This window comes from Aquitalea aquatilis, assembly GCF_005155025.1.
GTDB classification, from domain to species: Bacteria; Pseudomonadota; Gammaproteobacteria; order Burkholderiales; family Chromobacteriaceae; genus Aquitalea; species Aquitalea aquatilis.
This window is the reverse complement of sequence record NZ_CP039731.1, coordinates 2121417-2134219: the sequence shown is the minus strand read 5'-3', so window position 1 is coordinate 2134219 and position 12803 is coordinate 2121417. Positions and strand designations below refer to the sequence as shown.

10 protein-coding genes are annotated in these 12803 nt (G+C 60.1%); 2 read left to right on the top strand and 8 right to left on the bottom strand.

From position 1 onward, the window contains the following. Positions 1-109: 109 nt before the first annotated feature. Complete coding sequence (gene ada, locus FAZ30_RS10020) at positions 110-1183, top strand: bifunctional DNA-binding transcriptional regulator/O6-methylguanine-DNA methyltransferase Ada (RefSeq protein ID WP_124642862.1); 1074 nt, start codon at positions 110-112, stop codon at positions 1181-1183. Positions 1184-1204: 21 nt separating this feature from the next. Next, on the top strand, positions 1205-1846 hold the full coding sequence (gene alkB / locus FAZ30_RS10015) for a DNA oxidative demethylase AlkB (protein WP_124642864.1): 642 nt from the start codon (positions 1205-1207) through the stop codon (positions 1844-1846). A 187-nt stretch (positions 1847-2033) separates the two neighbouring features. Here alkB and FAZ30_RS10010 read toward each other — a convergent pair whose 3' ends face one another. The 8 genes from FAZ30_RS10010 to FAZ30_RS09975 form a co-directional block, all read right to left on the bottom strand. Further along, on the bottom strand, positions 2034-3263 hold the full coding sequence (locus FAZ30_RS10010; RefSeq protein ID WP_124642866.1) for a beta-ketoacyl-[acyl-carrier-protein] synthase family protein: 1230 nt from the start codon (positions 3261-3263) through the stop codon (positions 2034-2036). Then, positions 3260-3496 carry an acyl carrier protein gene (locus FAZ30_RS10005; protein WP_124642868.1) on the bottom strand — a complete coding sequence of 79 codons (237 nt, stop codon included), beginning with the start codon at positions 3494-3496 and terminating at the stop codon, positions 3260-3262. Before FAZ30_RS10005 ends, FAZ30_RS10010 begins: the two co-directional genes overlap by 4 nt. 285 nt (positions 3497-3781) lie before the next feature. Then, positions 3782-5206 carry an EAL and HDOD domain-containing protein gene (locus FAZ30_RS10000; protein WP_124642870.1) on the bottom strand — a complete coding sequence of 475 codons (1425 nt, stop codon included), beginning with the start codon at positions 5204-5206 and terminating at the stop codon, positions 3782-3784. 51 nt (positions 5207-5257) lie between these two features. After that, positions 5258-6358 (bottom strand): chorismate synthase, encoded by a 1101-nt coding sequence (gene aroC / locus FAZ30_RS09995; RefSeq protein ID WP_124642872.1) that lies wholly within the window; start codon positions 6356-6358, stop codon positions 5258-5260. 60 nt (positions 6359-6418) lie between these two features. Next, positions 6419-7066, bottom strand: a complete 648-nt coding sequence (locus FAZ30_RS09990) for a 2OG-Fe(II) oxygenase (protein ID WP_124642874.1) — start codon at positions 7064-7066, stop codon at positions 6419-6421. 64 nt (positions 7067-7130) lie between these two features. Beyond that, the gene (locus FAZ30_RS09985; protein WP_124642876.1) at positions 7131-8051 is read right to left on the bottom strand and encodes an alpha/beta hydrolase family protein; all 921 of its coding nucleotides are present in this window, start codon (positions 8049-8051) and stop codon (positions 7131-7133) included. Positions 8052-8189: 138 nt separating this feature from the next. After that, positions 8190-10814, bottom strand: a complete 2625-nt coding sequence (gene pepN / locus FAZ30_RS09980; protein ID WP_124642878.1) for an aminopeptidase N — start codon at positions 10812-10814, stop codon at positions 8190-8192. A 111-nt stretch (positions 10815-10925) separates the two neighbouring features. Then, positions 10926-12707, bottom strand: a complete 1782-nt coding sequence (locus tag FAZ30_RS09975) for a M61 family metallopeptidase (protein WP_137009353.1) — start codon at positions 12705-12707, stop codon at positions 10926-10928. Positions 12708-12803: the final 96 nt, after the last annotated feature.

Sequence of the window (12803 nt, the reverse complement as noted above, 5' to 3'; positions counted from 1 at the left end):
GCAGACTGGCCGGCTGGGCAAACTGCTAGAATTTGAGCGCAAGCCACGAGGTGTCAACCCTGCTCACCGGAGCTACAGTACGCCATCTTCCTGATGAATCGAGCCCGCCATGGCCAGCCGCAAACAGCAACAACACGCAGAACTCATCAGCCGTGATCCGCGCTGGCAGGATGTGTTACAGCGTAATCATGAGGCAGACGAGCACTTTGTCTATGGTGTGGCCAGCACTGGCGTGTACTGCCGTGCCAGCTGCCCGGCACGCCAGCCTAAGCCGCATAATGTGCATTTCTTTGCTGATTGCACGGCGGCGGAACAAGCTGGCTATCGCCCCTGTTTGCGTTGCACCCCACACCAGCAATCGCCACGGCAGCGTCAGGCTGCACTGATCGAATCCGCCTGCAAGCGCATTGCTGCGGCAGAACAGGCTCCAGACCTGCAACAACTGGCAGACGAAGCAGGCATGAGCCGCTATCACTTTCACCGCCTGTTCAAGGCGGCCACCGGCTTAACACCGCGTGGCTATGCCATGGCGGCACGCCAGCAACGGCTGCAACAGCAGCTAGGCAGCGCCGCCAGCATCACCACCGCCATTTATGCCGCCGGTTATCAGTCCAGCAGCCGTTTTTATGCCGAATCGGCACAGCTGCTGGGCATGACACCCCGCAACTACCGTGCAGGTGGCAAGCAGGCGGTGATTCATTTCGCCATCGGCCAGTGCTCGCTGGGGTCCATTCTGGTGGCACAAAGCGACAAGGGCATCTGTGCCATCTTACTGGGCGAGCAGCCAGAGCAATTGCTGCAACAGCTGCAAGACCAGTTCCCGCAAGCCCAGCTGATCGGTGCCGACCATGATTTTGAGCAGCAAGTGGCTCTGGTCATCGGCCTGATCGATAATCCGCGTCAGGGCCTGCCGCTGCCGCTGGATATTCGCGGTACGGCCTTTCAGCAACGGGTGTGGCAGGCGCTACGCGACATTCCGCCTGGGCAAACACTGAGCTATAGCGAGGTGGCAGCAAGAATCGGCAGCCCCAGCGCGGTCCGCGCCGTGGCACAGGCTTGCGCGGCCAATGTCCTGGCGGTTGCCATTCCCTGCCACCGGGTAGTGCGCCAGGATGGACAGCTCTCGGGCTACCGCTGGGGTATCGCGCGCAAACAGGCTTTGCTGGACAAGGAGCAATCATGACATTGCCAAGCACCGTTCATCATGGATGATCTTTTCCCCGACAGCTTGGTTGGTCCGCCACAGCCATTGGCTCCAGGTGCAGTTTTGCTGCCCGGCCAAGCGCTGGCGCAACAGGAGGCCATCTGGCAAGCAGTCAGTCAGATACTGCAGCGAGCTCCCTTGCGGCAGATGCAGACACCCGGCGGCCATACCATGTCCGTTGCCATGAGTAATTGTGGCCAACTGGGTTGGATCAGTGACCTGCACGGCTATCGCTACAGTGCAAAAGACCCGGCAAGCGGCCAGCCCTGGCCTGAGCTGCCACCCATACTGGCCGCACTGGCTGGCACATGGGCGGCGACAGCCGGCTTTGATGGATTCCACAGCAATGCTTGTCTGATCAATTGCTACGAGCCGGGTAGCCGCATGTCCTTGCATCAGGACCGGGATGAGCGTGACTTCACTCAACCCATCGTCACCCTGTCGCTGGGACTTCCTGCCCGCTTCATGCTGGGAGGAATACAACGCCAGTCGGTTCACCAGAAAATTCCACTACACCATGGCGATGTACTGGTGTTTGGCGGTCCGGCCCGCCTGTGCTTTCACGGCATCATGCCGCTGGCGGATGGCTGGCACCCGCTGCTGGGCAGTCGGCGTATCAGCCTGACGTTTCGTTGTGCCTGAAGCTCCATCAAAACGGGGGCTGGCCGCTCAAAGCTCCACAAGAGCGGGCAGATTAGGCAGTGCAAGACAACGTGCGGCTCAGACTCTGACGTGAAAAAACCCGGCCATGGCCGGGTCTTCTGTCATTACCTTCACATCGTCAGTTGCAGCACAGCGCAGTGGCAGGCCTGAGACTCAAGGCAACACTTCACGCCTGATGGCGTTGCAATACCAAGCAGGCATTACTGCCACCAAAGGCGAAAGAATTACTGATGGCTGCCTGCAAATGCGGAGCCGCCACGCCCTTGCCCAGCACATGTTGCACCCGGCAGTTCTCATCCAGCTGCCGGCAGTTGGCCGTGGGTGGCAATTGCCGATGGTAGAGCGCCAGTGCGGTGATGGCGGTTTCCAGCCCACCCGTCGCACCCAGCAGATGGCCATGCATGGACTTGGTGGCACTCACTTGCAAGCCGGGGGTATCTTCCCCCCAGATGGTCTGCAATGCCTGGCATTCCACGACATCGCCCACCTGGGTTGCCGTGCCGTGGGTATTGCAATAGCCAATCTGCCCGGCAGCCAGGCCAGCATCCGCCAGCGCGGCCCGCATGGTCCGCACCTGACCACCGACATCGGGCTTGGTGATATGGGTGGCATCACTGCGGCAAGCATAGCCATCCAGCGTGGCATAGATACGTGCGCCACGCGCCAAGGCGAGATCCAGCCGTTCCAGGATCAGGAAAGCAGCACCTTCCGCCAGTACCAGCCCGCTACGCTCCTTGTCATAAGGGCGGCAGGCCTGCTCCGGGTGCTCGCCAGCGGTACTGGCCAGCACCTGCATGGATTGCCAGGCATTGATGATGCCAGGCAACAACATGGCCTCGGCACCACCGGCGATGGCATGGGTGACTTCACCGTGGCGAATGGCTCGCATGGCTTCACCCAGCGCAATGGCGGACGAAGCACAAGCCACGGAATAATTGACCGAGGGGCCGGTAATACCGAAACGCATGCTGATGTGCCCTGCCGGGGCATTGGCCATGCTGGCAATGACCGACAGCGGCGATACCCGCGACTTGTCGGCATAAAAATTATGGAAACCCTTGTCCAGCGCGGCACTCCCCCCCATCGCGCAGCCTACATACACGCCGAGCTGCTCCCGCTCCTCTGGCAGGGTCAGCGCAGCATCTTCCAATGCCAGCGTGGCAGCAGCAACAGCCATCTGGCTGACGCGATCCACCCCGGACAACTGCAGGCGGGTAAACCACGGTGCCGGGTCGAACTCGGCAACGCCGGCCACAGCGGGCTTGCAGCCAGTTGCCGCTTCATCCAGCAGACTGATACCCGACTCACCGGCCATCAGGCGGGAAAAAACCGCCTCTGCCTGATTGCCCAGCGGGGAAATCAGGCCAATGCCCGTAATGGCAACGGCAGTCCTCATGCCTTTGCTGCCTTGTGGCGGTCCACCAGGTTGGCCAGCTCCTGCAAATTGGCAACGTGGGCTTCTTCCTCGGGAATCGATACATCGAAATGCTCTTCGATGGCGAACAACAGTTCGATCTGCCCCAGCGAATCCAGGCCGTATTCGCCCAGCGGACGTTCTGCCTCGACTTCGTCGGCGTTCACGCCAAATTTTTCTACAATGACTTGCTTGATCTGCTCGATAGTGTTCATCACGCTGCCTTGCCCGCACAGTCAGGCACCTGGACCATGGCGGGGGTTATTTTTTCATAAGACGCTATTGTATGCCTGCGCCTGATGGAAATTTATAGTGTTTATTGTCGAGTTTTATGCCGGTTGTTGACAGCGATGCCCCACGTCAATCAAGCCCGCATCATTATCTCTGTCGGCAAGCATACCGAGGCCACACTATATTGCTGTTACAAATTGTCGCGCAACAATGTAAAAAGCCAGCACCGCGGTGCTGGCCTGATTGCCCACACAGCGGTAGCTGCCGCCTTAAACGGCTTCCACGTCGTTGTGCACTTCGCTTTCGCGCAAGACTTCCTGTGCCCATACCACCGAGTCGATGTAATAGCGGCAGGCATGCTCCACTTCGAAATTCAGCACTTTGCACAGGGCATTGATGCGCTGGTCATCTCCCTGCTCACAAGCCAGTGCCAAGGCCAGATAAGGGCTGAACATGCCCTTGTTCTCCACCACGGCGTCACGCACGGTGGGCGGCAACTCCAGCGGGTCCAGCACATCCGGGAAGGGCTGGTTCAGCAGTACGTCCAGTAGCGAGAACATACCAGTCAGGAACAGATGCTCGGCCTCCAGCTTGTTGCCGCGATAAGCGCCCAGCCGCTCCAGAAAGCGGGCGCGGATCAGCGACTTCTCCAGCAAGGCCAATGCGGTGCCATCTTCCTTCTTGGCAGTAAACAGCAGCATGGACAGCCATTTGAACAGGGTTTCGCGCCCCAGCAGCAGCAGGGTTTCCTCGATGGTCTGCACCTTGCGGGCCAGGCCGTTCACCGGGGAATTGATGAAACGCAGCAGCTTGAACAGCAAGACCGAATCCAGCTTGAATTGCGCCTCGAGTTCGCGTGGTTCGGCGTTGGCACGCAGCATGCGCATGATCTGCAGCACACGAGTCTGGTTGCTGTCGACCTTGCCGCTCTCCAGGCTACGCACGGTGGCAATGAAAGGCCCATGGAACAGGGCAAAACGATTGCTGCCCGGCGCGCGCAGGCAAACGTCCAGATCTTCGGCGGTGCCAACATTGCGTGCCATCCAGCGCGCATTGGGGTAGCGGCGCGGCAGCTGGTCCAGAATGGGGGCCAGCACGCGGGTAGAGGGTGCGGCGAAATCCAGCAGCATGAAATCCATGCGGTTGAACAGCTCCGGCTGCAAACGCTCCACCAGCACATGGGCATCGAAAGCCGCCGGCTCGATGGCAAAACGCAGGCCCTTGATGCGCAGCTCGTCCAGTACCTGCATCACTTCGGCCGTGACCGGCTCGTTCGGGTCCGGCTCCAGCACGAAAATCACGCTCTTGGCAGGCATCTGCAGCAGCAATGGTTCGGACAGCGAGCTGATGGAAATGTGAACCAGCGCGCGTCGATAGGCCAGCAGGCGGAACACTTCCATATTCTGCAGCGTGGTCAGCATCAGGCGATCAAAATCCTGATGCTTGCCCCCCTTGCTTGCCGCACCGGACTTGACGAAAAACTCGTAAGCCACCACGCGGTGTTGCCGGTCCATGACCGGCTGGTGGGTGACGAAGCCGAGGGTCGGCGGCAGCTGATCGACAATTTCCGGCTCGACTGCACGCTTGACCGGTGAAGCTTCCAATTCTTTTTCTACAGCGGCAATTTCGTCGGCCTGACTTTCTTCATTTTTTTTCAGACGACCGGCCAAACCGCCAATCAGGTTTTTCAACATGGTTCGCTCTCTCATGACACCCGGCTGAGGGACAGACAGCCTCAGTGCAGTTTAGTCGATTCGGCCCGGTATTTTTGGGGTATCCACCACCACGTCGCCACATTGGGCGCGGTGGCGCAAGGCATGGTCGATCAGCACCAGCGCCAGCATGGCCTCGGCAATCGGTGTGGCACGGATGCCAACGCACGGATCATGACGACCGTGGGTTTCCATCACGATGGGATTGCCCTGTCTGTCGATGGAGCGGCGCGGCTGGGCAATGGACGAGGTTGGCTTGATCGCCATGGATACTTCGATGTCCTGCCCGGTGGAGATGCCACCCAGAATGCCGCCGGCGTGGTTGCTGGCAAAGCCTTGCGGTGTCAGCTCGTCGCCATGCTCACTGCCGCGCTGGGTCACGCTGGCAAAGCCCGCGCCAATTTCCACACCCTTCACGGCGTTGATGTTCATCATGGCATAGGCGATGTCGGCATCAAGACGGTCGAATACCGGCTCACCCCAGCCCACCGGCACGTTTTCCGCCACCACGCGCAAGCGGGCACCCACCGAGTCCAGGCTCTTGCGGATGGAGTCCATGTATTCCTCCAGCTGCGGCACCACGGCTTCGTCGGCGGCAAAGAAAGGATTACTGTTGACCACATCCCAGCTCTTGAAGGGGATTTCCACATTGCCGATCTGGGTCATGTGGCCACGGATCACGATGCCATAGCGCTCGTGCAGCCATTTTTTGGCAATGGCACCCGCCGCCACGCGCACGGCGGTTTCGCGGGCGCTGGAACGGCCGCCACCACGCGGGTCGCGCACACCATACTTGTGCCAATAGGTGTAATCGGCATGACCGGGACGGAAGGTGTCGGCGATATTGCCGTAGTCCTTGGAGCGCTGGTCGGTATTGCGGATCAGTAAGGCAATCGGTGTGCCGGTGGTCTTGCCTTCATAAACGCCAGACAGAATTTCGACCGCATCCGGCTCGCGCCGCTGGGTCACATGTCGGCTGGTGCCGGGTTTGCGCCGGTCCAGTTCCTGCTGGATGTCCTCGGCGCTGATGGCCAGGCCCGGCGGGCAGCCATCCACCACGCAGCCGATGGCCGGCCCGTGGCTTTCGCCAAAGGAAGTTACGGTAAACAGCAGCCCCATGGTGTTGCCTGACATCTTGATTCGTCCCTTGTCATTTCATCTGGTTTGGCCTGATTCTAGCACGGCAAAACCTGTCTACGACGACCAAGCGAGTCCCGTCTGACGCCGGCGAAACCAGCCGGTGACCGATAGCCGCTGCTGTGAGGCTGGCAAGACTTCGTGCCAGAAACGGTCAGACAGGAACAACACCAGCGTGCCGGCCTGCGGCGCAACGTCCAGCGAGCGACTGCATTCATCATCCAGGTACAGGCGCATCTGGCCACCGGCATCGGCAGGCCAGTCTTCGTTCAGGTACAGCACGGCAGTCAGTGTGCGGGCGTCATCGTCACGAAAGCGATCCAGGTGTTTCTTGTAGAAGCTGCCCGGCGGATAGACCGCGAAGTGCGATTCCAGGTCTTCCAGCCCCAGATAAAAGGCCTGATTCACTGCTTGGCGTACTTGATCAAGCGTGGCGAAATAATGGGCAATGGCCGGTTCGGCATCCTGCGGCTCCAGCCACAATACCGAGTCGGAACGGATTTCACTGCGTCGTCCTTGCTGGTCGGCCCGTCCGACGGCAGCCTCATGAAACCGTCCTTCATTCCACTGCGCCAGACAGCATTGCTGCAGGCGGCGGATGTCTTCGGCACTGAACAGGGTGTGATCGACGACCCAGCCCTGCTCGGCGAGGGTATCGATAATGGGGTCCAGGCAGGCTGGGGATTGGTCTGTCACTTGAGTCATGGCGGCATTCTCCACTAGAGCCGGCTGTTCTACCACAGCCCCCCGGCCTGCGGCATGATATTTGTCAGTGGTTTTCCATAACCTTGTCATGCCGGCCACGCAACCAGTCCAGCACCAGCGGAAAATGGTCGGCCGGGGCATCCGGATGGGTCAGCAGGGACACGTGATCATAGTCATGCCAGTGCCCGGCGGCGCGTCCAAGCAAGCGCAGCCGCGACAGATGCGGGCCAGACTCGTCACGAAAGCGGCGCACATCGTCGACATGGCCACGGCAGGGGTCGTTGCGGGCAGCAAAATACAGGGCGGGTGGCAAGGAGACATGGCGGGCGGCCGCGCCATAATCGAAGCCGTCATCACTATCCACCCAGGGGCGTAGCTTGGCCCAGCGCTTGCTCTGGCGATGACTTTTCTCGGTTTCATCGTCGGCACCCAGGCCAATACGCCTGGCCGGCAGGTAGCCATAGCAGCGAATCAGCCAGCGCGCGGCGATATTCCAGATCAGGTCAACCTCCAGCCATTTGCGCAGATTGCGTACGGCTATGCTGCGCTTGCTGCCAAAGTACACCAGGCTGGCCACTTGGGCCGCCAGCTGCGGGTAGCGCAACAAGCAGCTGCTCATGTGCACCCCACCCCAGGAATGCGCCATCCAGTGCAGGCGCTGCCCGCCCTTCAGCTTGAAGATGGCCGCATGCAGCGCCGGCAGGTCCTGACAAATGATTTCGGTTTGACCATGGCGTGAGGTAGCGTCGATCTTCGGTGTACTGCGGCCACGACCACGCAAATCGGCCACAAACACATCGTAGCCGGCATCGGCCAGGAAATGGGCCAGGCCCTTGCCGCTATCGCTATAGAAAATCCGGCCATCGGCCATGACACCATGCACCAGCAATACCGGTGGTCCGTCTGCCTCGCGCCAGATACGCCGCAGATGCAGCCGCTGCTGCTCAACTTCCACATACAAGTCCTGCTGCTGCTTTTCCGCCATCACCCTCACCTTGCCAGATCACCAAGCAAACGACCGTATGATTAAGGCAAGTCCAGCGGCAGGTCAATCTGCTATACGCACGCCCCATGAAAAACGGGCCGCCATGGCGACCCGTTATTGCTACCCGTGCAAGTCTGCTCAGGCATTGAGATTTTTGTAGACAATCTCGTAGACATCATTGGACAAGGGCGCGGCCAACAGACGCTCCAGCTCGGCCTTCATCAGTGCCTGACGGCCCGGCTCCAGCTTCTTCCAGCGATTGAAGGCACGCACGATGCGGCTGGCTACTTGCGGATTGATGGCATCCAGCGCCAGCACCTGGTCTGCCAGGAAGCGGTAGCCGCTACCATCGGCAGCATGGAAATGCACCATATTATTGCTAAAGCTGCCAATCAGCGCCCGTGCCTTGTTGGGGTTTTTCAAGGTAAAGGCCGGATGCTCCATGGCGGCTTTGACATGATCCAGCGTGCCTTCCAGCTGGCTGGAAGCCACCAGCATGAAGAACTTGTCCATCACCAGCGCATCATGCTGCCAGCGGGCGGCGAAGTCGGTATAGCATTCGTCGCGTTCTTCGCCGTCATGATCGCGCAGCGCCAGCATGGCTCCCATCTGGTCTGACATATTGTCAGCTTCCAGAGCCTGCTTGCGGGCGGCCTCAGCCGGCCAGGCCACGCTCAAGCGGGTGAGCATCTGCAAGGCACGGTTTTTCAGGTCGCGTCGGCCAGCGTCTTCCGGCTTGTATTCACGGGTCTGGTTCAGGTGATAAGCCTCATGCCACTCGCCACGCAGCGCCTCGGCCAACTGGTCCAGCACAAAATCACGCACCTGATGAATGACTGCCGGGTTGGCCAGTTCCACCATTTCCAGCATTTCTGCTTCCGACGGCAAGCCCAGCATCATGGCCTTGAAGGCCGGATCGGCCACCGGATCTTTCAACACCGCACGGAAGGCTGTGACAAAGGTCTCGGGCAAGCTCAGTGCACGGCCCTGCGCCGCAGCTTCGATCAACTGGCGGAACAGCCGCTCGGCCAGGGTCTGACCGGCTTCCCAGCGGCAGAAGCTGTCGCTGTCGTTGGCCATGAGGAAGGCTAGCTGTTCATCGCGCCAGTCGTACTCCAGCCGAACCGGCGCGGAGAAACCGCGCAACAGCGAAGGCACCGGTTCTTCCGGCACATCAACGAACACAAATGTCTGACTGGCCTGCTTGATATCCAGCACACGCGTGCCAGGCTGTGCCTGCTCCTCGCCTTCCAGCTGCAGCGGCAGATCCTTGCCATCACTGCCTACCAGCCCCAGTGCCAGGGGAATGTGCAGCGGCTGTGGTGCGGGCTGGCCGCTGATGGCCCGGCAGGACTGGGCAACGGTCAATTCATAGCGCCGCGCTGCGGCATCGTAATGGCTGCTGACTTGCAGCAGCGGCGTGCCCGCCTGGCTATACCACAGGGCAAACTGGCCGAGATCGACAGCATTGGCATCGGCCATGGCCGCACGGAAATCATCGCAGCTTACCGCCTGGCCATCGTGGCGCTTGAAGTACAGATCCATGCCCTTGCGGAAACCAGACTCACCCAACAGGGTGTGATACATGCGCACCACTTCCGCGCCTTTTTCATACACCGTCATGGTGTAGAAATTGTTCATCTCGATATAGGAATCGGGACGAATCGGATGCGCGGTTGGGCCGGCATCTTCCGGGAACTGCAAGGCACGCAGGCTTTTGACATCGTCGATGCGCTTGACGCCACGGCTGCCCAGATCAGAGCTGAACTCCTGATCGCGGAATACCGTCAGCCCCTCTTTCAGCGACAGCTGGAACCAGTCGCGGCAGGTGACACGGTTACCGGTCCAGTTATGGAAATATTCGTGGGCAATGATGGCTTCCACGCGCTGGAACTCCGCATCGGTACGGGTATCCTTGCGCGCCAGTACCGCCGAGGTATTGAAGATGTTGAGGCCCTTGTTTTCCATGGCCCCCATATTGAAATCGCTGACCGCCACGATCATGTAGATGTCCAGATCGTATTCCAGGCCAAAGCGCTGCTCGTCCCACTTCATGGCGCGCTTGACCGCCCCCATGGCAAAGGCAACTTTGTCCTGGTCGGCCGGCTCGGTCCAGATTTCCAGCGCGACAGCGCGGCCGCGCTGGGTGATGAATTTGTCACGCGCGGCCACCAGCTTGCCGGCCACCAGGGCAAACAGGTAGGACGGCTTGCGATAGGGGTCGACCCATTTAACCCAGTGGCGCTTCTTGTCCAGCACGCCCTCCCCCACCTTGTTGCCATTGGACAGCAGCACCGGAAACTTCTGCTTGTCGGCAACGATGGTGGTGGTGAACTTGGCCATCACATCTGGACGGTCCATATAAAAGGTGATCTTGCGAAAGCCTTCCGGCTCGCACTGGGTAAACAGATTGCCTTTGGAGGCATACAAGCCCATCAGGCTGGTATTGGTCGCCGGTTCAAGCTCGGTTTCCACTTCCAGGATAAAGCTGTCGGGCACGGCAGGAATCAGCACACCGTCGGCCGCCAACTGATAAGCAGAGGCATCCAGCCGCTCGCCATCCAGCGTCAGGCTGAGCAGCCGGGCCGAACCGTCCAGCCACAGCGCGCTGGCAGCAGCAGACTTGTCATTGCGCTTGACCACCATACGCGAGTGCACACGCGTCTGTGCGTCCTCGATATCAAACTTCAAATCCACCCGATCCACCAGGTAAGGGGGAACGGTATAGTCTTTCAGATAGTTGACTTGAGGCTGCTGCGCCATGTTCTTCTCTCTATTAGTAGTCGTTGCCGGCTTGATCCGGTCTTGCTCATGGACCGGGCGGGATCGCCGCCCCGGTCCGGTTATGGGTGCACTATCCAGTGGCTGAATGCCTTAGCCACGCAGCCAGCCGGCCTCCTCGCCCAGCAGCTGCAAACGGCAGCATGTCCGTGGCACGGCTTGCAAACTGACATCCCGCACCAGCAGCTCATCGCGGCGGAACAGATGCAGGGTCACGGTTTCCCCCACGCCATAGCGTGCCAGCATCTTGTCCAGATCAGCCACTTTCAGGCCATCCAGTGCAATCAGTATGTCTCCGCCAGCCAGACCAGCCTGCTGTGCTGCGCTGCCATCCAGTACGTTGACCAGCCGCAGGCCCAGCGGGTCCGCAGCGGTCTTCACGCCAAGGCTGGCACGTGGCCGACGGTCTGCTGCCACCGGGCCGACACCCCCTGCATCGCCGGCATGATCCGCGTAGTCCCAGCACATGTCCAGCCCCTGCGTTGCCAACAAGTTGGCCAAGGGCAGATCTGCCGTGGAGCGCAAGGCGCTGTCGAAGAAGGCCTGCAAGTCCAGGCCGGTGACCTTCTGGGCAATCTGCTCCCACTCGTCTTCCGCCAGCCCCTGGCCATCGGCCTGCCACTTTTGCCACAAGGCACGCATCACGTCATCCAGCGACTGGCGGCCATCCGTCTGCTGGCGGATGGTCAGATCCAGCGCCAGCGCCGCCAGCGAGCCCTTGGTGTAGTAGCTGACGATGCTGTTGGGGCTGTTTTCATCCTGGCGATAGTATTTGGTCCAGGCATCAAAGCTGGATTCTTCCAGCGTCTGCTTGAGGCGACCGGCACCGCGCTCGACTCCGCTGATGGTCTGCGCCAGCAGGCCAAGATAGCGCTTGCTGTCGATCAGGCCGCAGCGCAGCAGAGTCAGATCATCGTAATAGGAGGTAATGCCCTCGAATGCCCACAGCAGGCGAGTATAGCCCTCGCGGCTCAGGTCATAAGGGCTGAAGGCAGCGGGTTTTATCCGTTTTACATTCCAGCTGTGGAAGTATTCATGGCTGATCAGTCCCAGCAGCTTGAGGTAGCCATCCGAGATCGCTTCATCTGCCGCTTGCGGCAAATCGTCGCGGTTGGCGACCAAGGCAGTCGAGGCGCGATGCTCCAGCCCGCCGTAGATGTCTTTGCCGACATACAGCATGAAAACATAGCGATCAAAAGGTGCGGGGGTGCCGAACAGCTTGATTTGGTGTTCACAGATTTTCTTGGTGTCGCGCGCCAGGCGCTTGAGGTCGCCACGGAAACGCCCGGACACCACAAACTGGTGCGGCACGCCGCAGGCCTTGAAGCTGACCGACTGAAACGCCCCCAGCTCCACCGGGTGATCCAGCAGCTCATCGTAATCGCCGGCACGGTACACGCCGAAACCATTGCGGTCGGTCTCCAGCGCCGGCAGGCTGCTGGCTACTTTCCAGTCAGCGAATGCCTTGCCCTTGGGCGCTCGGATCTCCACCGTGCAGGCTACCGACTCGTATCCCTCTACCGCCAGGAAAACGCTGCTGGCATTGAAGAAGCCACGCTCTTCATCCAGATAAGCACCCCGCACTGACAGATCATAGGCGTAGACCTGATACACCAGCGTCAGGCTGCCGGCCACCGGCTCGGCCTGCCAAGTGTGTTTGTCCAGCTTGCATAGCCCAACCTCTTTGCCAGCACTGCTCGCTTGAATGCTGACGATATGACGGGAAAACTCACGGATCAGATAACTGCCGGGAATCCACGCCGGCAAGGTAAACACTTGCCCCTTCTTGGCGGGCTTGGCAACCTTGAGCGTAATCTCGAAGCAATGGCTTTGCGGTGAGCACGGACGGATGGAATAGTGAACTGGGGCGGTCATGATCTGCCTGAAGATGGGGCGGAAACAGCAGATTTTAGCACCGGGTCCATACAGTCGTCGTGGCCGATGGCGATTTGACCTAAGTCAAGGGCTTGC

Coding starts and splice junctions, on each gene's coding strand:
- FAZ30_RS10005 (WP_124642868.1), bottom strand. CDS start 3,496: ATGAACACTATCGAGCAGATCAAGCAAGTCATTGTAGAAAAATTTGGC.
- aroC (WP_124642872.1), bottom strand. CDS start 6,358: ATGTCAGGCAACACCATGGGGCTGCTGTTTACCGTAACTTCCTTTGGC.
- FAZ30_RS09975 (WP_137009353.1), bottom strand. CDS start 12,707: ATGACCGCCCCAGTTCACTATTCCATCCGTCCGTGCTCACCGCAAAGC.
- FAZ30_RS09985 (WP_124642876.1), bottom strand. CDS start 8,051: ATGGCGGAAAAGCAGCAGCAGGACTTGTATGTGGAAGTTGAGCAGCAG.
- pepN (WP_124642878.1), bottom strand. CDS start 10,814: ATGGCGCAGCAGCCTCAAGTCAACTATCTGAAAGACTATACCGTTCCC.
- FAZ30_RS10010 (WP_124642866.1), bottom strand. CDS start 3,263: ATGAGGACTGCCGTTGCCATTACGGGCATTGGCCTGATTTCCCCGCTG.
- FAZ30_RS10000 (WP_124642870.1), bottom strand. CDS start 5,206: ATGTTGAAAAACCTGATTGGCGGTTTGGCCGGTCGTCTGAAAAAAAAT.
- alkB (WP_124642864.1), top strand. CDS start 1,205: ATGGATGATCTTTTCCCCGACAGCTTGGTTGGTCCGCCACAGCCATTG.
- ada (WP_124642862.1), top strand. CDS start 110: ATGGCCAGCCGCAAACAGCAACAACACGCAGAACTCATCAGCCGTGAT.
- FAZ30_RS09990 (WP_124642874.1), bottom strand. CDS start 7,066: ATGACTCAAGTGACAGACCAATCCCCAGCCTGCCTGGACCCCATTATC.